Raw genomic sequence first — 21,601 nt, 5'->3', positions numbered from 1 at the left:
TACACATGTCGCAACACAAAGGAAAAATAGCAGGAATAGTTGTTTTACTGCTTATCATATTTTACGCAATTGCTGTTTACTGGAGCACTGAGCCTTCACGCTTTGATGTTGTTGCAAACGCCAAAGAGCAAGCGCAGCTTCGTAATGAAAAAATAGTTACGGGTTACGTAACCACTTCTACATTAATTACAGTAGCAAATACCTTACTAGATAAACCCGGTGGCTACTTATCAAATGATGTAATACCACCAAGTATTATTATGGATGATATGCCGGCGTGGGAATATGGCGCGCTAGAAATGGTGCGTGATTTATCGCTTTCTATGCGAAAAGATTTTAGCCGTTCGCAATCACAGTCTACTGAGCATGAAGCACTTAAAAAGGCGCAGCCACAGTTTAATATAAGCTCTGAAGCATGGGCATGGCCAAGTGCTGAAGGTGAATACCAAAAAGGTATTGACTACTTAATGGTATATCGTGGACAAATTGCCAATGAGCATGAGCGCGATAGCCAATTTTACGCACGAGCAGATAACCTACGTAGTTGGCTTAAAGAAGCTGAAAAACGTTTAGGTAGCTTAAGCCAGCGTTTAAGTGCAAGCGTAGGCCAAGAAAAAGTGAACACCGATTTAGCGGGTAATTCATCTAATAAACAAGCAACTCTTGCTCCACTGCAGCAGCAAGTAAGAACACCGTGGTTAGAAATTGACGATGTATTTTACGAGTCGCGCGGTGCTACTTGGGCGTTACTACACTTTTTACAAGCGATAGAGTATGACTTTAATGATGTACTTGAAAAGAAAAATGCACGTGTAAGCGTTCAACAAATCATACGTGAACTTGAGGCAACTCAAGAAACAGTATGGAGCCCACTTATTTTAAACGGGAATGGTTTTGGCTATGTTGCTAACCACTCTTTAGTTATGGCAAATTATATTTCTAGAGCCAATGCGGCTTTAATCGAACTTAGCGAGCTATTAGCTCAAGGATAAAAAATGAAAAAATATTGTTTAGCAGCAGCCCTTTCAATGGCATGTTTAGCACCAGCAGCGCAAGCTGACACCCTACTAGGTTTATATGTAGGTGTTGATGGGTGGAAGTCAGATAACGATGGTCAATTTTCTTATAAAGATAAATCATCTCAAGATTTTGATTTTGAGGATGAAACATTTGTAAGTTACTACGCAGCGCTTGAGCACCCAGTGCCACTAGTTCCAAACATTAAATTAAAGTATACAGAGCTTGAGTTAAATGGTTCTGCGCGGCTTACAGATACATTTAGTTTTAATGGCTCTGATTATATTGTGGGCTCTACTGTAAATACAGTAAGTGATTTAACGCACATTGATTACATTTTTTATTATGAGATTTTTGATAACGATTTAATCTCAATTGATTTGGGTTTAAACGTTAAGCAGTTTGATGGTGATATTGTTGTAAATGGTACTTCTCAACAAGGTGGAGCTGACTTTACCGAAACCAAAGACTTCTCTGGTTTTGTTCCTCTTGCATACGGCCGTGCCGAAGCTGGCTTACCATTTACTGGTTTAAGTGTGTTTTTTGAGGGGAGCTTTTTGGCTATTGACGATAGCAAAGTACAAGATTACCAAGTAGGTGTAGCGTGGGAACTTATCGACAATCTAGCAGTAGATGTTGCTGTTAAAGCAGGATACCGCTCTATGATATTAGAACTTGATGATGTGGATGATATTACTACTGATATCGATGCATCTGGCCCATTTGCGGGTATTCAGGTTCATTTTTAATTAGTACCTTCTAATTAAACAAAGCGTGGCATATTACTTTATAGCGTGCCACGCTAAATCAAACTCTCCGTCCAACGCATTATTAATCAACTGCTTATACACTTTATTTATAGGGAAATTAATGAGTTTAGATAGTTCATCACCTGTTTGTGTAAATTTGTAATAGCTCAATACCAAATCACTACTTTTTGCTTTTAATGTTACCTTTTGCGATAAAAATGAAAGGGTAAGTTCTTGCCCCGCTTTAAGCACTGCAGATTCAATTTCTTTTCTATACAGTAAATTAAGATCCATGAGCGTTAAAATATCAGGAAAGCTAATACCTGTTTTTCCTAAATTTAGAGACACTTTGTTTCCTTTTCGTAGTAAATCAAACAAAGATGGTTTCTTGTAAAAACCGAGTAGAATAAAGTGGCTGTCGTCTTTTTCGTTATAACCTGAGAGCGACACACATTTTTGCAAAGAGTCTGCTTCTCGCTGTGTCATATGTTTTAAAGTTTGAAGGCTTTTAATTGAAAACGTACCAGGATTGAGTGTTTCTCCCGTTAAAATTTTGGCCCACAAAGTTTGCATTGACGCATTTGAAGTATCTTCACACAGTGCTATAAAATGCTCTACCCAATCAACATCGGGCTGTTTACTACTTGCTACATCAGGGCAAACCCCCATAGCCACTGCTAAAATTGATTCTATATTTTGTTGTTGTTTAATGAGTAATAAATCTTGGCGCTTTTGAGCGCGAGCTAAAACAGAGTTTTCACTGTTGATATGATAAAGCGGCTTAATTTTGCCCTTAATATCGTAACTTTGCTCGTTAGTAGGTAGTACACCGTTATTACCTACTTTTGTTATAGGGTAACCAAGTAAGGATTCGATGATGTTGGCAAGATTAATTCTCGCCTGTGCTGTTTTGACTGTCATGACTATGCATTATCCTTTGTGGATCACTAAGCTGTGCAACAGTTTGAAGGTTATTTAAACCCAGTGAAACTGTATTACTGAGTACGTACTCGCTCAAAATTGCAGTGTAACCAGATATTAAAGGAGCAGTTGTTTGACCTTTAATATTACATATTAACGTAACTATACCGTTTTGCTCGCTAAGGTTAAAAGTGCCTCTAATAATATGTTCAGCATTTAAAAGTATGTTGAAGTTGACTTTATTTTGGCTTACCGAAGTTATGATCATTTCACCATACCCCCATTTTCCTTCCCAAGACTGATGAGCCCCTAGGCCAGAACTGGGTTCGCCCAAAGTAAAATGTATGCTGGGGTCTACTTTTTCCCATGGAGACCATTTTTGCCATTGGCTAAAGTCGGTGATAAGCGGCTTTATTACTTTAAGATTGGCATTAATTTCGATTGTTTTATTTACACTATAACTTTGAGGCAGTATTAGCCCTACCAGTGCCAATACTAATAGTAATAACAGTACGCATTTGATTAATATTTTTAATGGTTTAATAAGCACACCTTTTATTAGTTTTTCAAGTTGAAATACAACAACTTTTTCTTAATCGACTATAGTATGAATTAGATTATAAACCAAAAATAATTTATTGATTGCTACTTAGGAGAGCGAATGTCGTCAGATCAAAACGATTTTTTATTTTTTGAACAAGATTTTGAAGACGATGCTGTTGTTGAGCAGACTAAGTTTTGGGATATTTTAATTGTTGATGACGAACCTGAGATTCATTCTGTAACAAAATTAGCTTTGTCTGGCGTTGAGTTTTTAGGGGCTAGCTTGCGATTTCACGATGCTTATTCGGGTGCAGAAGCAATAGAAGTGCTAGCTAAAAATAAAAATATTTCGGTTATTTTTTTAGACGTTGTTATGGAAACTGACGATGCCGGTTTGCAGGTTGTAAAAAGGGTGCGTGACGAATTAAATAATCAACATGTAAGAATTATTTTAAGAACAGGGCAAGCAGGTATTACACCAGAAGAAAAAGTAATACGAGAATACGACATAAATGACTATAAAACGAAAACAGAGCTGACTCGTTCTAAGTTAGTAACTTCGCTTATAACCGCTATTCGCTCATACGAGCAGGTATGTCAGCTTGAATATCAAAGTGATGCAATGAACACGATTGTTTCAGCATCAAAGTCTATTTTAGGACTTACTGATGTTAAGCAATTATGCAAAGAAATCATCAAGCACATGAGTATTATTTTAAAATGTTCACCTAGAGGGCTTGTTTGCAGTAAGTTAGATGGCGATGACTTTATTCAGGTCTTAGGTGGTTGCGGGCATTACGAAAGCTATTTTGGCAAAAAATTAATTAATGTTGATAGCAAAGTATTTGAACAAGTTGAGTCGTGTTTTGGTTTGTCAAAGCACCAACACATAGACTCAAGTTCAACATTTATATTAAAAAGTAAGCATCGAAAAGCGGCTTTATATATAGAGTGCGACCACATTCCCTTACAAGCACAGCTGCAATTTGCTGAAATTTTCTTAACTAATGTAAGTGTAGCACTTGATAACATAAGGTTATTTGTAAAGTTAAGAGATGCTGCTTATAAAGATGTGCTTACTGGTATTTCAAATCGTACTAATTTTATTGAGCGTGTGGTGAGTTATCAAAAGCCACACGTGAACGATCATGTATTTGTATTACTTGATGTAGTTAATTTTGCAGATATTAATAACGGCTTAGGGCAAGAGGTCGGCAATAAAGTATTAATTGGCATTGTGCAAAGGTTAAAAGAAAATTACCCAACAGCTAAATTACTATCACGTATTGGCGCTGATGTTTTTGGTTTTATTATTCGCCAAGACGAATTTGACTTAAAAAAGTTGAATGAGCAATTAGGTATTTCATTTTACGCAGAAGAACATTTACTCCCTATCGATTTTAGAGTGGGCTTATGCCAACAACAAGACTTTCAAAGTAGCGGTATTGATACACTGAAAGTTGCTTATATTGCACTTGACCAAGCTAAAAAAGCAAAGCATAAAGAAGGCGTTTATTACAATATTGATATGCAAGATAAGATGGCTTGGCGGATAGGGATTATTAGGCAGTTACGTCATGACTTTGCTCGAAATAAATTAGAGGTATGGTACCAACCTCAACTTGCACTAGATGACTTATCACTAATTGGATGTGAGGCATTATTACGCTGGCCGGCAAGTGATGGCGTGTATATATCGCCGGCTGTGTTTGTGCCACTTGCAGAGGATGCGGGCTTAATTGTTGATATAGGGCAGTGGGTATTAGAACAAGCTTGCCAACAGCAAAAGCGCCTAGAAAATATGGGCACAGAAATTTGTATTGCAGTTAATGTGTCTGTTCCACAGTTTAAAGTAAAAGGTTATGCGCAAACTGTTAAAAATACATTGTTAAAATATGGTGTTAAGCCAAAAAACATAGAATTAGAAATCACCGAGAGCGTAGTAATGGATGAGCTGGAAACGGTTATTAGTACGCTAAGCGAGCTAAAAGAACTCGGAATGGAAGTTGCTATTGATGACTTTGGTACTGGTTTTTCGTCGCTGAGTTACATTCAAAGTTTACCTTTGGATCGGTTGAAAATAGATCGTGCATTTATTAAAGATTTACCAAATGACGACACTGGCGCTATTGCTGCCTTAGTTATATCACTTGGTGCTAAGTTGGGCTTAAAAACGATTGCTGAAGGGGTCGAAACACAAGAGCAAGCCCAGTTCTTAAAAAATTTAGGATGCGATGAAGTACAAGGTTTTATGTATGCTAAACCCATGCCTGAAAATGAATTAATAGAATTTATAAATAAACGCTAAAAAGATTAACTTATTATTTAAGCTAATGAACGATTTAGAATTTAGGGCGCGATATGCTTTGACTACTTTGTATATATAAACAATTTAGTAGGGTATAATTCGCGCCTTTTGTTATTCTACGGCCACAATTATGAGCACACTCAAAGCTAAGCGCGCCTTATTTTCATACCCTAAATACTGGGCTGAATGTTATGGCACCGCGCCATTTTTACCAACTACACGTGAAGAAATGGATGCACTTGGCTGGGATAGCTGCGACATAATAATAATTAGTGGCGACGCGTACGTCGATCATCCTAGTTTTGGTATGGCGGTAATTGGCCGTGTACTTGAAGCGCAAGGCTTTAGAGTGGGAATTATTGCCCAGCCAGCATGGGACTCTAAAGATGCATTTATGGAACTAGGCAGACCGAATTTATTTTTTGGTGTAACAGCTGGCAACATGGATTCGATGATCAATCGCTATACAGCTGAAAAGCGTATGCGCCACGATGATGCTTACACGCCAGATAACGTAGGTGGTAAACGTCCAGATCGCGCCGTAATGATTTACTCGCAAAAATGCCGTGAAGCATACAAAGGTATCCCAATTGTTATTGGCGGTATTGAAGCGAGTCTTCGTCGTATAGCTCATTACGACTATTGGCAAGAAAAAGTACGTCGTAGTATTTTGTTTGATGCAAAAGCTGATATTTTAATTTACGGTAACGCAGAGCGTCCGTTAGTTGAAGTTGCACACCGTATTGCCGCAGGCGAAACAATGGATACTATTCAAGATATTCGCGGCACGGCTGTTATCAGAAAAGAACCTTTACCAGGTTGGCGTGGAAGTGACTCCACCGCTATAGATAAAATTGGTAAAATCGACCCTATTCCAAATCCATACGGCGCTGATGATGTTGGCTGTAGTAAATCTGAATTTAAACAAGCGGGTATAGACTTAAAGGTAGAAGCTGCAAAACCAATTATGGTTCAGCCTGCGCGACCTAAGCCATGGGAAAAAACTTACGTTAAGCTACCTGCTTATGAGCAAGTAAGTGTTAACAAACCTTTATACGCCCACGCTTCGCGTATTCTACATCAAGAAACAAATCCTGGTTGTGCAAGAGCACTGTTTCAGCGACACGGCGATCGATCTATTTGGGTAAACCCGCCAGCATACCCATTAGAAACACACGAGATGGATGCCGTGTTTGGTTTACCGTATCAGCGTATTCCTCACCCAAGTTACGGCGACTCTAAAATTCCTGCTTACGACATGATAAAAACGTCAGTTAATATTATGCGCGGCTGTTTTGGAGGTTGTTCGTTTTGCTCAATTACGGAGCATGAAGGGCGTATTATTCAAAGCCGTTCGCAAGAATCAATTATTGAAGAAATTGAACAGATTAGAGATAAAGTACCCGGTTTTACTGGTGTTATTTCTGATTTAGGTGGCCCAACGGCAAATATGTATAAACTGCGTTGTACGAGCAAAAAGGCAGAAAGTACCTGTAGACGTTTATCATGTGTGTACCCTGAAATTTGTAAGCATATGGATACAGATCATACGCCAACAATAGACTTATACAAAAAAGCACGTGAAGTTAAGGGTATCAAAAAGGTATTGATTGCTTCTGGTGTTCGTTACGACTTAGCTGTACGCGACCCGCGTTACGTTAAAGAATTAGTAACGCATCATGTAGGTGGCTACTTAAAAATAGCGCCAGAGCATACAGAGGATGGTCCATTATCAAAAATGATGAAACCAGGTATGGGTGCGTACGATCAATTTAAAGAATTATTTGATAAGTACTCTAAAGAAGCCGGTAAAAAGCAGTATTTAATTCCTTACTTTATATCTGCTCACCCAGGGACAAAAGATGAAGACATGGTAAACATGGCTTTATGGCTTAAATCAAACGACTTTAAGCTTGATCAGGTACAAAATTTTTACCCATCACCGATGGCTAATGCGACGACTATTTACCACACAGAAATGAACTCTTTACGTAATATAAAAAACAATACAGAAGTTGTTCCAGTACCTAAAGGTGCTCGCCAACGTAGATTACATAAAGCTATTTTACGCTACCATGATGCAGCAGGTTGGCCGATGATACGTGAAGCACTGCGTAAAATGGGTAAAGCTAATTTAATTGGTAAAGGGCCTAACTGTTTAGTGCCTGAAGAAGGGCGTGATGAAAAAGCAGGTAAAGGTGGCAGTAAAGGCGGACGTCCTGCACTAACGCGACATACCGGCTTTAGCCAATTTAAAAAGGCAAACACTAAACCAAAAGTAGGCGGTAATCGTCAAAGTACACGTTAGTGATTCAATCTAATAATAACTAGTAGATTAGTTTAATTACGCCAAGGGTTTTTAAGCCCTTTTCATGCGTAAATTAAGTAAACCTTGCTCTTTATTATCTATATTATTGTAGGTGATAAAGAGCGAGCTTTTAGAAACCCCTCTTGAGATAGCACGTATTTAGTGCCTATATACTTGCAGTTAGTTTTTTCTTAAAACGTTGATGATAACCACAAACGTAATTTAAGTGACCATAACGGCTGAATGCCTGTTAGCCCTTGCGTCATTTTATTATCTTTTAAGATTATATAAGATGGCGTGACTTGCCCTTGCCAATCGGCAAATATCTCACCGTGTTGATCGTTGACAGTGGTAAAACTGTAGCCATGATCATTTAGATACTCATGTAGTTTTTGATCCGAACCTGATTTTACTGCGATGCTCACTACAGGGTAGTTATTCTCGTTTGCGAGTTCGTTTATGGCAGGGGAGGTAATACTACAAATAGGGCACCAAGTTCCCCAAAAATAGACAAGTGTTGGTTTATCTTGGCTCATTGCTGCTAAATCAATGTTTTGCCCTTTATAATCTATTAATTGTAATTGAGGATTTGCTGGCATAACAGGTTGTCGCCACCAATTTACAGCGTTATAAATTACGAAAAATATGAAACCATATATCAACACACTCTTTAATATTGATAGGCCTTTTTGTTTTGGCGCTTTTTTAGGTGTGTCTTTTTTATTTTTGGTATTAGTTGTCATAATGGCTGATTTTTCTCTAAATATGTTAACTTCAAAAATTTACATTTTAAACTTATATCAGCAGCCATGTTGCGGTGCCTAAAAAGGCGAATATACCCACAATATCTGTAATTGTAGTTAAAACTACACTACCTGCAAGAGCGGGATCTATATTCATCTTTTTAAGAATAATAGGGATACTCGCACCAGCAACGCCGGCCACAACCAGATTCATAAACATAGCAAAGGCAAGTACGCCACCAAGCATAAAGTCCCATTGCCATAGTGCAATAACACCTGCAATTAACAACGACCACAAAACACCGTTTAACGCGCCAATAGCAAGCTCCTTCATCATTAAAAAGCGTTGGTTAGTTTGATTAATATGACCTACTGCAATACCACGAATAACGAGAGTTAGCGATTGGCTACCTGCAACACCGCCCATTGAAGGAACAATACCGTTAAGTACAGCTAAAATAGGTAAAACATCTAAAGTGCCTTCAAAAAAGCTAGCTACAAAAGCAGCTGCAAGTGCAGTTAGTAAGTTGACACCTAACCAAACTGAGCGTTTTTTAGAGCTTTTTAGTACAGGAGCGAATGTATCCTCTTCATCATCAAGACCGGCTAAGCCCAATAAACTATGCTCAGCATCTTCTCGGATTACGTCAACGATGTCATCGATAGTGACACGACCAAGGAGCTGATCGTTATCATCAACTACGGGTGCCGATATCCAATTATGACGTTCAAATAATTGCGCGACTTCACTTTCATCCATTGAGATTGGAATGGATTCACAATCTTCATCCATTAAATCGCGAACAATTTTTTCTGGCGGGTTAGTTAATAATGTACTCAGCGATAAAGCGCCTATAAAGCAGTTATGCTTATCAACAACGTATAAATCATCGGTACCTTCTGGTAACTCGCCACGTAGCCTAATATACCTAAGTACAACATCGAGTGTTACGTCAGGGCGGATGGTCACCGTATCGGTGTTCATTAGCGCGCCTGCAGAGCGCTCTTGATACGAAAGTGCTTGTGTTGCACGTTCACGGTCTTGAATGTCCATCGCGCTAACAACGTCTTTGTAGACGGTGTCTGGTAGACTACGTAATACTTCACCTAAGTCATCGTGGCCCATATCTTCTGTTGCGGCTGCAATATGCTTAGGTTCCATCTGGGCAATAATGCCTAAACGAACATCTTCAGATAGTTCTTCAAGAACATCACCTTGCACATCAGGATCAACCAACTGCCAAAGGAGTCGGCGAATTTTATGCGGTGATGATTCTAATAATAATGCGGTATCACAAGGAGCTGTTTTTGCGAGCATGCGCCTAACTTGAACAAATTGACCACTATTGAGTGACTTAGTCACCTGCTTTAGTTGTTGTAGCGGGTAATCTTGTTCAAAAGCTTCAGGCATTGGCGTCCTTTATAAATTCTTATGTTACTTTATGGGGAGAGGTGAGTTAACTGGCGTCACTAACCGTATTTATTTTATATATCTGTTTTAGTCGAGGCATTTGTAATGCGAGTATTATTCTTATAACTGTTTATTCTTGTTCATTAAAACGTTGTGCTATTAATTCTCCAACAGCATGCAAAGCTTGCTCAGAATCGGGGCCTTTGCATACAACTTTTACTTCTTTGCCTTGGCTACTTTCAAGTAACATTAGTGCAAGTACGCTATCGCCTGCCGCTTCTTTGTCGTCTTGAAATAATGTAATTGTAGCATCAAACTGCACTGCCAACTGGGCAAGCACGGTAGCAGCTCTGGCGTGTAATCCTAATTTATTTTTTATTAAAAAAGTGTCTTCACAATGCATAATTTACTCTACCTAAGCTGAACAGGTTCTTATTCCGCTATATTATTTTTCTTGTTCGCGATGGCGAATTTTTACATTGGGATGTGTCATTGCAAAACTTTCACCGATGGTTTGCGCTAAATATACAGAGCGATGTTGTCCGCCTGTACACCCAATAGCAATAGTTAAATAACTGCGGTTATTTCGCTCTAAGTGCGGTAACCACGTTTGTACAAATGTTTGAATTTGCCATGTGAATTTTTGCACAATGCTGTGATTGGCCAAATAATCTTTAACGGGTTGATCTAACCCATTTAAAGGTTTTAATTCAGGTTCCCAATGTGGATTTGGTAAAAAGCGTGCATCAAATACATAGTCGGCTTCTTTTGGTATGCCGTATTTAAAACCAAATGATTCAAACGTGACAATCAGTTGCTTATCTTTTTTACCTAAAATCTTTTCACGAATAGATTCAGCAAGTTGATGAACACTCAAATCAGTCGTGTCTATCATAAAGTCGGCGCGAGTGATTAATACATCAAGTAATTCTTTTTCTTTTTTGATGGCTAAATCAAGAGGCAACGAGTCAATTGATAGTGGGTGTAATCTACGAGTTTCAGAAAAACGTTTGATCAATGTTTGATCGTCGCTATCTAAATAAAATAACGTAGGGTTTGCAAAGCCTGGCAAGTATTCAAGAATATCGTTAAATTCATCTTGTTGTTTAGGGATGTTACGCACATCAATGCTAACAGCAATTTTATCGTAGCTATCAGACACACTGCGAACTAATGAAGGAAGCAAGTTAACTGGAATATTATCTACGCAATAATAACCTAAATCTTCTACAACGCGTAAAGCAACCGACTTTCCAGAACCAGAACGGCCGCTTATGATAATTAACTCCATTTAACACCCTTTATAAAACTATGATTGATTGACAATAACTTGGTAAAGCTCAGTATCTGATTTTGCACTGCGTAACTGTTTACAAAAATCTTTGTTGTTTAGTTTATCAGCAATGGTTGCTAGAGTCTTTAAGTGCTGCTGGTTATCGCCATCTGGTACGATGAGTGCGACGAAAATATCAACAGGGCGATTATCGATCGCATCAAAATTTATTGGAGTTTCGCTAACGAGTACTAAAGCCAAAGGCTCTTCTGCACCGCTCATTCTTCCATGAGGAATGGCAATGCCACGCCCTATACCTGTACTACCCAATTTTTCTCTGCTCATTAAAGCATTAAGAATATCTTGTTGCGGTAGGTACGGAAGTTTGTCGTGAGCAAGTTCGCTAATGAACTCTAAAATTCTTTTTTTGCTATTAAAAAGGACCGCAGCTTTGCTGCAGTCCTGGCATATAAGTGAGCTTAATTTCATCATATTAGTGTCGAGCAAGCTTCTCTTTGTGTTTAATTACTTGTCGATCGAGCTTGTCGATCAACGAGTCAATGGCGGCATACATATCTTGATGTTCTGTAGAGGCAAATAGCTCAGCACCGCTTACGTGTATCGTGGCTTCTGCTTTTTGGTTTAATTTTTCTACATCGAGAATGACATGAACATTATTAATATGATCAGAGTGTCTTTCTAGCTTCGCAAATTTAGTATTAATATAGTCTCTTAGTGAATCGGTTAATTCTACGTGGCGACCAGTTAAGTTTAGTTGCATAAGCATTACCCTCTTAGTTTAGCGTCTTAAATCAAACTTTTACGTTGATTTGACGGTGGAATAGACAGAGATTCGCGATATTTTGCGATTGTGCGTCTCGCTACTTTAATTCCTTGCTCAGCCAATATATCCGCTATTTTGCTATCACTCAATGGTTTTACTGAGTTTTCTGCAGCGATTAATTTTCGGATAAGAGCACGTATAGCCGTAGATGAACATTCACCACCGTTTTCGGTGCTTACATGGCTTGAGAAAAAGTATTTTAGCTCAAATATACCACGGGGTGTGTGCATATACTTTTGGGTTGTTACGCGCGAAATCGTTGATTCGTGCATTTCTACCATTTCAGCAACATCATTTAAAACCATTGGTTTCATGGCTTCAGGGCCGTGTTCAAAAAAGCCTTGTTGTTGCTTAACAATGCAATTGGTTACTTTTAATAGCGTGTCATTTCTACTTTCTAAGCTTTTAATAAACCATTTAGCTTCTTGTAAATGCGAGCGAATAAACTGGCTGTCACCACTGGATTTTACAGTGCGAGACATTGCTGCGTATTGGCTATTAACACGAATTTTAGGCATGCTATCTGGGTTTAGTTCAACAACCCAGCGGCCTTTTATTTTTTTAACTGACACATCAGGAATAACATACTCAGATTCTTCTCTTACAATAGTATCTGCAGGTTTAGGGCTAAGAGTATGTATTAATGTCATTACTTCTTTAAGCTCTTCTTCTTTGAGCTTAGTTTTCTTCATTAATGTACGATAGTCACGAGCAGCTAATAAATCAATATGCTCGGTTAAAATCATTTTTGTTTCATTAATGTAAGGTGTTTCTTTGTCAAACTGGTTAAGCTGAATACACAAACACTCTTGTAAACTACGCGCAGCAATACCGACAGGATCAAACAGTTGGATGCGTTTTAATACAGCTTCAATTTCATCAAGTTCGACTTCGTTATCATCTTCGTTTTCTTGATTAAAGCTTTCTAAAATCTCTTCGCAGCTTAGTGTTAAAATACCTGAATCATCGACGGCTTCTACAATCGCAATAGCAATAGCTTCGTCTGTAGGGCTAAATGGCGTTAGTTGTAACTGCCACATTAAATACTCATGGAGCGTTTCAGTAGAGGCGCCTTGGTATATTGACTCGTCTTCAGGCATTGGACCTGATGATGCTGCAGGGGCGGCACTCATGTACTCATCCCAGCTAACATCCATAGCCATGTCGTCACTTAGCGTGTCTTTTGCAAGTGCTTCACCACTATCTTGTTCATATTCGCTTGGAGCATCATCGGCAGATGCGCTAACAGTTATGTCATCGGTATCAGCTTTTTGCTCGTTTTTACCTGCAGCGTCTTCTGAATAATCTGCCTCTTCAACCTCTAATAGCGGGTTGCTGTCGAGAGCTTCTTGTATTTCTTGCTGGAGATCCAATGTACTGAGTTGCAACAAACGAATAGCTTGTTGCAGCTGTGGAGTCATTGTAAGTTGCTGGCCCATGCGCAGCTGTAGTGATTGCCTCATGTATCTCTAACAATCCTTTTATGTTGTTATAATTAATACTAGCAGATGCTTAAAGACATGGCGTAAATGTTACAGCCTAAATTGCTCGCCTAAGTAAACATCGCGTACTGTTTTATCATTTAATACGTGTTCTGGAGTACCTGATGCAATCAGCTCCCCATGAGAAACAATGTAGGCTTTTTCACAAACATCAAGGGTTTCTCTTACGTTATGATCGGTAATCAATACACCAATCCCACGATTTTTGAGATGTTCTATTATTTTCTTTATATCTAATACCGAAATCGGGTCAACACCTGCAAATGGTTCATCCAATAATATAAATTTAGGATCGGCTGCCAGCGCACGTGCTATTTCCACGCGGCGACGTTCGCCACCCGATAATGCCATACCTTGGCTATCACGAATGTGTTGTATGCTAAATTCATCTAATAATTTATCGAGCGTGTCTTCTCGGGCTTGCTTATTTAACTCTTTGCGTGTTTCTAAAATTGCCATTAAGTTTTGATAAACAGTCAGTTTTCTAAAAATTGAAGACTCTTGTGGTAAGTAGCCAATGCCTAATCTAGCACGACTATGCATAGGTAAAAGAGTAATATCGTTATCATCGATAGAAATTTTACCTTTGTCGCTAGGTACAAGTCCCACAATCATATAAAACGTGGTGGTTTTACCTGCGCCGTTAGGACCAAGTAAACCAACAATACTGCCTGCTTTGACTTCAAGGCCGACGTTTTTGACAACTTCACGACCTTTATAGCTCTTTGCTAATAGTTCTGCTTTTAATGTACTCATGGCTGACCTTTATCGTCTTTTTTACTTTTTTTAGTTTCGATAGGCACTAAAATAGTGTGAACGCGGTCAGTTGAGTTTTCATCTTTTTCGGCACTGATTAACTGTTGTTCTATATCGTAGGTAATACTTTTAGCATTAATTTTTTGTCCTGCTTGCGATACTTCTGCATTACCAACGAGCGTTAAAAAACGTTTAGATACATCGTAACGAACTTCGTCTGCACTGGCGCTCATAGTTGTGCCATCTGATTGCTTCTCTTCAAAGCGAGCAGGGCTACCCGTGGCAATTAATAGTTGCTGGTTATCACCAAGTTCATCGCGCTTATGTACTTCGAGGCGGTCTGCTGTAATTCGGCGATTACCGTGAATAATCTCAACGTTTTTCTCAAAAATACCCACGTTAGCTTTTAATTGGCCTTCTTGCTTATCGGCGCTTATTGAAATTTGATTTGCAGCAGGTTGCGAGTTTTGCTCTGCAGCACTACTATTAAACGCTAGTATAAGTGTAGGAATAATAAGTGATTTTAATATTTTATTGGTCATAATATATGGTTCGCGTATGGTTAATTAGTTTTATCACTTCGGTTTTTAAGTCGGCTTCTAGGCCTTTACCAGTGATTTTTAAATTGGGTCCGGTGATGATAACGGGTTGCTCCGAACGCATTGTTAATAGCTTTATATCTACCTGAATATTATCAGCATTGATTTTGTCTATCATGGCGTTATCGGTTAAGTTTTTGGCAACCACATTACCTTCTAAAATTAATTGCTTGTCTTCGTATAATGTTGCTTCGTCTGCATTTATTTGCCACGTTTGCTTTTCGTTATATAAAGTAAAAATGGGTTTTTCAAAAAATGTAAAACCTAATTGCTGATATAGCTCCATTTTAGCAGCAGTGACTTTGTGGCTAATTTTACCTTGCTCGTCATAGGCTGTTTGTTTGAGTTCAATAGCTATGTAGTCAGGTTTTGCAATAACTTCAGGCTCAGCCTGAGGTGCAACATTAGTTTGTGTAAAATAAGGGTACCAAAGCCAAACCATACAGCTAATGAATAAAACGCTTAATATTATGCGCGCTGCATTCATGAACTAGTGCCTTGTGTAGTTAATGCTTTACCATTTTCAAGCATGAGCAGGTCGGTAAGCTCTCTCACTGCGCCAAAGCCGCCAGGCATTTGCGTTACATAGTGTGATAAACGTTTAATAAGTGGATGGGCATCATTTACTGCAACAGCAAAGCCGACGAATTCCATAACGGGCATGTCAGGACCATCATCACCGATATAAGCAATTTGTTCATCACTAAGGTTGAGTTTATCTTTTAGCTCTTGATAGGCAATGAGCTTATTTTCTTGGCCTTGATAAATATGCTGTACGGTTAAGCTGCTCATACGTTGTTGCACTATTTGTGAATGACGACCAGTAATTACAGCAACTTCAAAGCCACTGTTTATAAGCGCTTTAATGCCAAAACCATCTTTTGTATTAAATGCTTTTAGCTCTTCACCTTGATTACCAAGATAAATACGGCCATCAGAAAATACACCATCAATATCGCATATAAGTAGCTTTACTTTTTTAGCGCGTGCTTTTGCATCATCGCTCAGCGGTTGATAGAGTTCTTCAAATTGCATTTATAACACTCCTGCTTTTAATAGGTCTTGCATGTTCAATGCGCCAATAGGCTGATTTAGCTCATTGACAACGATTAAGCCATTTATACGTTTGTGTTCCATAATATTAAGCGCTTCAGCGGCTAAAATATCTTGCGTAGCCGTAGTACATGACTTAGTCATAACAACATCTATTTGTGTTGTATGAATATCAATTCTTTGCTCTAAAATACGACGTAAATCGCCATCGGTAAATAGGCCTACTAATTGCTGATTATCATCAACAATGGCTGTCATGCCTAACCCTTTAGCAGACATTTCAATAAGGGCGTCTTTAACTGTTTGTGAAACGCTAATAATAGGTGTATTTACGCCGCCGTGCATAACATCTTTTAAAGTGAGTAATAAGCGCTTACCTAAACTACCACCTGGGTGAGATAACGCGAAGTCATCAGCAGTAAAGCCGCGAGCTTCTAATAATGCAACTGCCATGGCATCGCCCATCGCAAGTGTTGCAGTGGTACTTGATGTAGGAGCTAGTCCCAATGAGCAGGCTTCTTTTTCTACTTTAATGCACACATGCACATTAGCAAGGGTCGCCATGGTTGATTGCGTATTGCCAGTCATCGATATCATTTTGGCACCAAGTCGTTTTAAAACGGGAATGATATTTAAAACTTCGCTGGTCTCACCTGAATTAGAAATAAGCATAACCACGTCATTTTTAGTGATCATACCTAAATCACCATGACTTGCTTCACCAGGGTGAACAAAAAATGCAGGACTGCCAGTGCTTGCAAGGGTTGCTGCTATTTTATTGCCAATATGACCTGATTTACCCATACCAATGACAATAATACGGCCTTCACAGTCGTACATTAATTGGCATGCGTTATGAAAATTCTCATCTACATATTGTGCAATATCACTAAGTGCTTGGCGTTCAACATCTAAAACGCGAAGGCCTTGTTCAATAAAATTTAGCGTTGCCATTATTTACCCTACTTGACTAAAAATATACCCTTGGTAACCCAAAAACGCTATTAGCAATAAGCCGCCTTCTACTCTATTGATACGTTGGGTGCCTCTAAAGTTCAATGACATAATAATAAGAGCAAGTGTTGCGCCAATCATAATTAATACGTCTCGGCTTACTAATGATGGGTCAATGGCAGAAGGGTTAATAATACCGGCAAGTGGTAATACCGCTAGAATATTAAATATGTTTGAGCCAACAATATTACCTAGTGCTAAATCATCTTCATTTTTAAGTACACCTGCAACCGAAGCGGCAAGTTCAGGCAAACTAGTACCGATGGCAATAATTGTTAAGCCAATGACTAAGTCGCTTAAGCCGAAGTATTTAGCAATATCTACAGCCGAACCTATTAAAAAATGAGAGCTAACAGGTAGGAGTATCATGCCGACAACTAACCAAAATACCGCTTTTTTCGTAGGTACATCGTTAGGGACGTCGTCGCAGGCTTCTGAGACAAATGGGTCATCTTGGTTTTTTGCACGCATAGATACAATAATTAACCCACCGATGAATACGATAAAGCCAACCAAAAGTGCAACACCTTCATTAAATGAAAAGTAGTTATCTGAGAACACATACCAAGTAGCTAAAGATACGAGCATCACTAATGGCATTTCACGTTTTAATGTACTTGATGAAACTGAAAGAGGGCGAAATAGAGCAGTGATACCTAACACAAGTAAAATGTTTGTAATATTAGAGCCAACAGCATTGCCAACCGCTGTGTCGGTTTTGTTAGCCAGAGCGGCAGAGGCTGAAACCATCATTTCGGGTGCTGAAGAGCCCATAGCTACCACGGTTAAACCAACAATAAGTGTAGGTACACCAAAGTTTTTAGCAAGAGCCGCAGCGCCATAAACAAACCTGTCTGCACTCCAAACAAGAGCTGCAAAACCAAGAATTAAAATAACAAACGAGGTAACCATTGTGTTAAGCCAGTTATACAAAATACGGATGGCGCGAATAGTAACAAAAGCCAAGATGAAAGTATAAATAAAAGAGTAAGGTCAACTACGTAACAATGCTGCTTTTAAACAGCTAATTTAAAAATTTAAGCCGGGGTTAAGCTGTTTTAAGCGAGTCTTATAATCCTTTTCATGGATGTATTACAAAATCTTACGAATTGTTTTTTCCATCTTTGACAAAAAAGCTTTAAAATAGGTGCACTAGTGAACATTTTTATGGAGAGCGACTTGTCGCAATCAATAGTAGAAGTCAAGGATGTTAGCTTTTCGAGAGGCAATAGAACTATATATAAAAATATGAGTTTTAGCGTTCCTAAAGGTAAAATTACTGCGATCATGGGGCCAAGCGGAATTGGCAAAACCACTATGTTGCGTTTAATTGGTGGTCAGCTTAAACCAGATTCAGGTGATATTTTATTTGAAGGTGGCAGCATTCCTAAAATGTCTCGTAAAGAGTTATACGAAGCACGTACTAAAATGAGCATGCTTTTTCAAAGTGGTGCGCTGTTTACTGATATGTCGGTATTTGACAATATTGCGTTTCCTATAAGAGAGCACACAAAGCTGAGTGAAGACCTTATTCGATTAGTTGTATTAATGAAATTACAAGCGGTTGGGCTACGTGGCGCTAAAGATTTAATGCCCTCTGAGTTATCGGGCGGTATGGCAAGACGTGCTGCACTTGCGCGCGCTATAGCACTTGATCCAGAGCTAATCATGTACGATGAACCATTTGCAGGACAAGACCCTATTTCGATGGGCGTATTGGTTAAGCTAATTAAGTCGCTTAACGAAGTATTGGGTTTATCGTCTTTAATTGTGACACACGATGTGACAGAGGTAATGAGTATTGCCGATCACGTTATAATTATCGCCGATCAAGGTGTAATTGGTTGTGGTACTCCTGATGAAATGCGCAATCATGAATCTCCTTTAGTTCAACAGTTTTTAAAAGGCTTGTCGGATGGTCCAGTACCATTTCATTTTCCGGCTCAAGCTTATGCAGATGAACTGCTTGGAGAAAAAGCATAATGTTGGATTTATTTCAAAAGCTAGGGCATAAAACGCTAGGACGTTTTGCGGCTCTTGGCCGTTCGGCTTATATGCTGTTTAGTGCATTAGCGCATGTTCCTAATTTTAAAAAAGGCACACCGTTACTTGTTCGCCAGCTCTATATGGTTGGTTCGCAATCGTTACTCATTATTATGGTGTCGGGTTTGTTTATCGGCATGGTGTTGGCTCTACAAGGTTACACCGTATTAGTTGGTTATGGCGCTGAGGATAGTTTAGGACCGTTAGTGGCTCTGAGTTTATTGCGAGAACTGGGCCCGGTTGTTACTGCATTACTATTTGCAGGACGCGCAGGTAGCGCATTGACTGCTGAAATTGGCTTAATGAAAGCAACAGAGCAACTTTCATCACTTGAGATGATGGCAATCGATCCGCTAAAACGTATTATTGCACCGCGCTTTTGGGCGGGTTTTATAAGCATGCCATTGCTTGCATTGATATTTTCAGCCGTAGCAATCATAGGCGCTCATTTAGTGGGTGTAGATTGGCTGGGGGTTGATACAGGTAGTTTTTGGTCAATCATGCAATCACAAGTGTCGTTTCAGCAAGACATACTAAACGGTATTATTAAGAGTTTTGTATTTGCCATAGTGGTGACCTGGATTGCGCTTTATAAAGGATATGACTGTGTGCCGACCTCAGAAGGGATCAGCAAAGCAACCACCGAAACGGTTGTTCATTCGTCATTAGCAGTTTTAGGTTTTGACTTTATTTTGACAGCGGTAATGTTTACCAGCTAATAGGGTATAGATAATGAATTCACGGAAATTAGAAATTTTAGTTGGTTTTTTTGTAGCACTTGGCATTTTAGCTTTTGCGATGCTCGCACTTAAAGTTGCCAATTCAGGTATTAGTGGCTCTGGCGAAACATATACGCTTAATGCCAAGTTTGAAAACATTGGCTCATTAAAAGCACGTGCACCAGTAAAAGTAGGTGGTGTTGTAATTGGTCGTGTTGAATCAATTTATGTTCACCCACAAGAATTTTTACCAGTCGTTAATATGACTATTGATGCACAGTACTTATGTCGCTTTTCAGACACAAGCTCAATCTCTATTTTAACGTCGGGTATTTTAGGTGAGCAGTACTTAGGTATTCACCCTGTAATTTCTCCAGATTCTGCTAAGCAACGTTGTTTAGGCGAAACAGTGACTGAAAACAAGCAAGATGAAGCAATTGACGATTTATTTGGTGTGGAAAGCAAAGCACTAGGTGATGGCGATTCAATTACTGATACTAAGTCTGCCATTGTACTTGAAGAATTAATCGGGCAGTTTTTATTCAACCAAGGTAGTGAGTAATTATTATGTTGAAAAAGTTTTTAGCTATTGTAGCAATTAGCACAATGACGCTAACTCAAAGCGTAAGTGCAGCAGATGTAAAATTAATCGATCCGAACAAAATGGTACGCCAAGTTGCCGATAATACATTTGCACGTATTAAAAAAGACCAGCCATTAATTGTTAAAGATCAAGAGCATCTTCGCGTAATCGTTGAAGAAGAATTAATGCCTTATATCGACTACAAATATGCAGCACTTCGCGTACTAGGTAGTGAAGTATCTAAAGTACGTGCAATTACCGACGAAGCTGAAAAAGCCAAAGCAATTAAAGAAATTCAGCGCTTTATTGGTGTATTCAGAGAGTACTTAGTAGCTACTTATGCCGGTGTGTTTACTCAATATACAAACCAAAAAGTTGAGTTTGGTGCCGAGCAAGCATTTAAAGGTAAAGATGTCGTTGTCGTTAAGACTAAAATTATTGAAGACGGTAAACCTGATATCAGAATCGATTTTAAAGTACGTGAAGACCGTGATGGTGAATGGCGCGCGTACGATATGATTGCTGAAGGCATTAGTTTACTAGATGCAAAACAAAGTGAACTACAAGGTATTTTGCGTCAGCAAGGTATTGATAATGTAAGTAACCTTTTAGAGCAAAAGAGTCAGCTACCAGTTCAGTTTAGAGGCAGTAACTCGAATGACTAAATTGGCAATAAGCCAAGTTGATGGACAACATTTTCGAGTAAGCGGTGAGCTTACTCGAAATTCAATTGGCGATGAACAGCTTCTGAACAACAAGCTATTAACCAAGCATAAAATCATCTATTTCGACCTAAGTGGTGTATCTAGGGTTGACACAGCGGGCTTAGCTTGGTTAATTCACTCTTTTGCAGAATTAAAGCAGCAAGGCATTCGCCTTGAATTGCAAAACCTACCTGAGCAATTGCAAAATTTAATGCAATTGGGTCAGGTTACAACCCTATTTGAGTGAGAGTTATGGAAACTAGCCAAGTCGAAACATTATTACGCGAAGAACTTCAATTAGCTGAAGTGCATGTAAAAGCCAATGGTAGTCATTATGAAGTTGTTGCAGTAGGTGAATGCTTTGACGGTTTAAGCCGAGTTAAAAAGCAGCAGCTAGTTTATGGCCCATTAATGAATACAATTTCAGATGGCACAATTCACGCAGTATCTATTCGTGCATTTACTCCTGTAGAGTGGAAGCGTGAACAAAAATTTATTTTACCGCAATAAA

Annotated in this window: 25 protein-coding genes; 10 read left to right on the top strand and 15 right to left on the bottom strand. The window is 38.9% G+C overall.

Annotated features, from left to right (window positions below; all coding sequences use genetic code 11):
* Positions 1-5 precede the first annotated feature (5 nt).
* Together I6F40_RS03490 and I6F40_RS03485 are read left to right on the top strand one after the other, a co-directional pair.
* Positions 6-992: a DUF2333 family protein gene (locus I6F40_RS03490; RefSeq protein ID WP_010554262.1), complete on the top strand. Its 987-nt coding sequence runs from the start codon at positions 6-8 to the stop codon at positions 990-992.
* A 3-nt stretch (positions 993-995) separates the two neighbouring features.
* Positions 996-1,766 (top strand): TIGR04219 family outer membrane beta-barrel protein, encoded by a 771-nt coding sequence (locus I6F40_RS03485; protein WP_166377056.1) that lies wholly within the window; start codon positions 996-998, stop codon positions 1,764-1,766.
* A gap of 33 nt (positions 1,767-1,799) precedes the next feature.
* Here the strand turns inward: I6F40_RS03485 and I6F40_RS03480 are convergent, their stop codons facing one another.
* Positions 1,800-2,687 carry a TIGR03899 family protein gene (locus I6F40_RS03480; RefSeq protein WP_166377055.1) on the bottom strand — a complete coding sequence of 296 codons (888 nt, stop codon included), beginning with the start codon at positions 2,685-2,687 and terminating at the stop codon, positions 1,800-1,802.
* Positions 2,656-3,237, bottom strand: coding sequence for an SRPBCC family protein (locus I6F40_RS03475; protein WP_166377054.1), 582 nt, complete (start codon positions 3,235-3,237; stop codon positions 2,656-2,658). Before I6F40_RS03475 ends, I6F40_RS03480 begins: the two co-directional genes overlap by 32 nt.
* Before the next feature lie 111 nt (positions 3,238-3,348).
* On the opposite strand from I6F40_RS03475, the gene I6F40_RS03470 reads away from it, so the two are divergent.
* Positions 3,349-5,538 (top strand): bifunctional diguanylate cyclase/phosphodiesterase, encoded by a 2,190-nt coding sequence (locus I6F40_RS03470; protein WP_166377053.1) that lies wholly within the window; start codon positions 3,349-3,351, stop codon positions 5,536-5,538.
* A gap of 130 nt (positions 5,539-5,668) precedes the next feature.
* Entirely contained in the window at positions 5,669-7,846 is a 2,178-nt protein-coding gene (locus I6F40_RS03465; RefSeq protein ID WP_166377052.1) for a YgiQ family radical SAM protein, read from the top strand.
* 191 nt (positions 7,847-8,037) lie between these two features.
* Here I6F40_RS03465 and I6F40_RS03460 read toward each other — a convergent pair whose 3' ends face one another.
* From I6F40_RS03460 to I6F40_RS03400, 13 genes are all read right to left on the bottom strand, one after another.
* Positions 8,038-8,589 carry a protein disulfide oxidoreductase gene (locus I6F40_RS03460; protein ID WP_166377051.1) on the bottom strand — a complete coding sequence of 184 codons (552 nt, stop codon included), beginning with the start codon at positions 8,587-8,589 and terminating at the stop codon, positions 8,038-8,040.
* 52 nt (positions 8,590-8,641) lie between these two features.
* A complete protein-coding gene (gene mgtE, locus I6F40_RS03455; protein ID WP_166377050.1) occupies positions 8,642-10,000 on the bottom strand; it encodes a magnesium transporter in 1,359 nt (452 codons plus the stop codon).
* Positions 10,001-10,130: 130 nt separating this feature from the next.
* Positions 10,131-10,403, bottom strand: coding sequence for an HPr family phosphocarrier protein (locus I6F40_RS03450; RefSeq protein ID WP_002957937.1), 273 nt, complete (start codon positions 10,401-10,403; stop codon positions 10,131-10,133).
* Between the two features lie 42 nt (positions 10,404-10,445).
* Positions 10,446-11,291: an RNase adapter RapZ gene (rapZ, locus tag I6F40_RS03445; RefSeq protein WP_166377049.1), complete on the bottom strand. Its 846-nt coding sequence runs from the start codon at positions 11,289-11,291 to the stop codon at positions 10,446-10,448.
* Between the two features lie 18 nt (positions 11,292-11,309).
* Positions 11,310-11,762, bottom strand: coding sequence for a PTS IIA-like nitrogen regulatory protein PtsN (gene ptsN, locus I6F40_RS03440; protein ID WP_024590190.1), 453 nt, complete (start codon positions 11,760-11,762; stop codon positions 11,310-11,312).
* A 4-nt stretch (positions 11,763-11,766) separates the two neighbouring features.
* Positions 11,767-12,054: a ribosome hibernation promoting factor gene (gene hpf, locus I6F40_RS03435; RefSeq protein WP_007580301.1), complete on the bottom strand. Its 288-nt coding sequence runs from the start codon at positions 12,052-12,054 to the stop codon at positions 11,767-11,769.
* 26 nt (positions 12,055-12,080) lie between these two features.
* Complete coding sequence (locus I6F40_RS03430) at positions 12,081-13,580, bottom strand: RNA polymerase factor sigma-54 (RefSeq protein WP_166377048.1); 1,500 nt, start codon at positions 13,578-13,580, stop codon at positions 12,081-12,083.
* Positions 13,581-13,649: 69 nt separating this feature from the next.
* Positions 13,650-14,375 carry an LPS export ABC transporter ATP-binding protein gene (lptB, locus tag I6F40_RS03425; protein ID WP_007580304.1) on the bottom strand — a complete coding sequence of 242 codons (726 nt, stop codon included), beginning with the start codon at positions 14,373-14,375 and terminating at the stop codon, positions 13,650-13,652.
* Positions 14,372-14,917, bottom strand: coding sequence for a lipopolysaccharide transport periplasmic protein LptA (gene lptA, locus I6F40_RS03420; RefSeq protein WP_166377047.1), 546 nt, complete (start codon positions 14,915-14,917; stop codon positions 14,372-14,374). The genes lptB and lptA overlap by 4 nt, the downstream gene beginning before the upstream one ends.
* Positions 14,907-15,461 carry an LPS export ABC transporter periplasmic protein LptC gene (gene lptC / locus I6F40_RS03415; protein WP_149593485.1) on the bottom strand — a complete coding sequence of 185 codons (555 nt, stop codon included), beginning with the start codon at positions 15,459-15,461 and terminating at the stop codon, positions 14,907-14,909. The genes lptA and lptC overlap by 11 nt, the downstream gene beginning before the upstream one ends.
* Positions 15,458-16,009 (bottom strand): 3-deoxy-manno-octulosonate-8-phosphatase KdsC, encoded by a 552-nt coding sequence (gene kdsC / locus I6F40_RS03410; protein ID WP_166377046.1) that lies wholly within the window; start codon positions 16,007-16,009, stop codon positions 15,458-15,460. Before kdsC ends, lptC begins: the two co-directional genes overlap by 4 nt.
* Positions 16,010-16,981: a KpsF/GutQ family sugar-phosphate isomerase gene (locus I6F40_RS03405; RefSeq protein ID WP_166377045.1), complete on the bottom strand. Its 972-nt coding sequence runs from the start codon at positions 16,979-16,981 to the stop codon at positions 16,010-16,012. It lies immediately after the preceding gene.
* Between the two features lie 3 nt (positions 16,982-16,984).
* Complete coding sequence (locus I6F40_RS03400) at positions 16,985-17,953, bottom strand: calcium/sodium antiporter (protein ID WP_024607453.1); 969 nt, start codon at positions 17,951-17,953, stop codon at positions 16,985-16,987.
* Between the two features lie 255 nt (positions 17,954-18,208).
* Here I6F40_RS03400 and I6F40_RS03395 point away from each other — a divergent pair, with 255 nt between their 5' ends.
* From I6F40_RS03395 to I6F40_RS03370, 6 genes are read left to right on the top strand one after another with little or no spacing between them, the layout of a single operon-like run.
* Entirely contained in the window at positions 18,209-19,024 is an 816-nt protein-coding gene (locus tag I6F40_RS03395) for an ATP-binding cassette domain-containing protein (RefSeq protein ID WP_076915496.1), read from the top strand.
* The gene (gene mlaE / locus I6F40_RS03390; protein WP_002957949.1) at positions 19,024-19,803 is read left to right on the top strand and encodes a lipid asymmetry maintenance ABC transporter permease subunit MlaE; all 780 of its coding nucleotides are present in this window, start codon (positions 19,024-19,026) and stop codon (positions 19,801-19,803) included. The genes I6F40_RS03395 and mlaE overlap by 1 nt, the downstream gene beginning before the upstream one ends.
* 13 nt (positions 19,804-19,816) lie before the next feature.
* Positions 19,817-20,365 (top strand): outer membrane lipid asymmetry maintenance protein MlaD, encoded by a 549-nt coding sequence (gene mlaD / locus I6F40_RS03385; RefSeq protein ID WP_002957950.1) that lies wholly within the window; start codon positions 19,817-19,819, stop codon positions 20,363-20,365.
* A 5-nt stretch (positions 20,366-20,370) separates the two neighbouring features.
* On the top strand, positions 20,371-21,051 hold the full coding sequence (locus I6F40_RS03380) for an MlaC/ttg2D family ABC transporter substrate-binding protein (RefSeq protein ID WP_166377044.1): 681 nt from the start codon (positions 20,371-20,373) through the stop codon (positions 21,049-21,051).
* Positions 21,044-21,337 carry an STAS domain-containing protein gene (locus tag I6F40_RS03375; RefSeq protein ID WP_024599262.1) on the top strand — a complete coding sequence of 98 codons (294 nt, stop codon included), beginning with the start codon at positions 21,044-21,046 and terminating at the stop codon, positions 21,335-21,337. The genes I6F40_RS03380 and I6F40_RS03375 overlap by 8 nt, the downstream gene beginning before the upstream one ends.
* A 5-nt stretch (positions 21,338-21,342) precedes the next feature.
* Complete coding sequence (locus I6F40_RS03370; protein ID WP_002957953.1) at positions 21,343-21,600, top strand: BolA family protein; 258 nt, start codon at positions 21,343-21,345, stop codon at positions 21,598-21,600.
* Position 21,601: the final 1 nt, after the last annotated feature.

It is taken from the genome of Pseudoalteromonas sp. SWXJ133, from assembly GCF_015864365.1.
GTDB classification, from domain to species: domain Bacteria; phylum Pseudomonadota; class Gammaproteobacteria; order Enterobacterales; family Alteromonadaceae; genus Pseudoalteromonas; species Pseudoalteromonas arctica.
The sequence above is the reverse complement of the archived record's forward strand: the minus strand, read 5'-3'. Positions and strand labels throughout refer to the sequence as shown.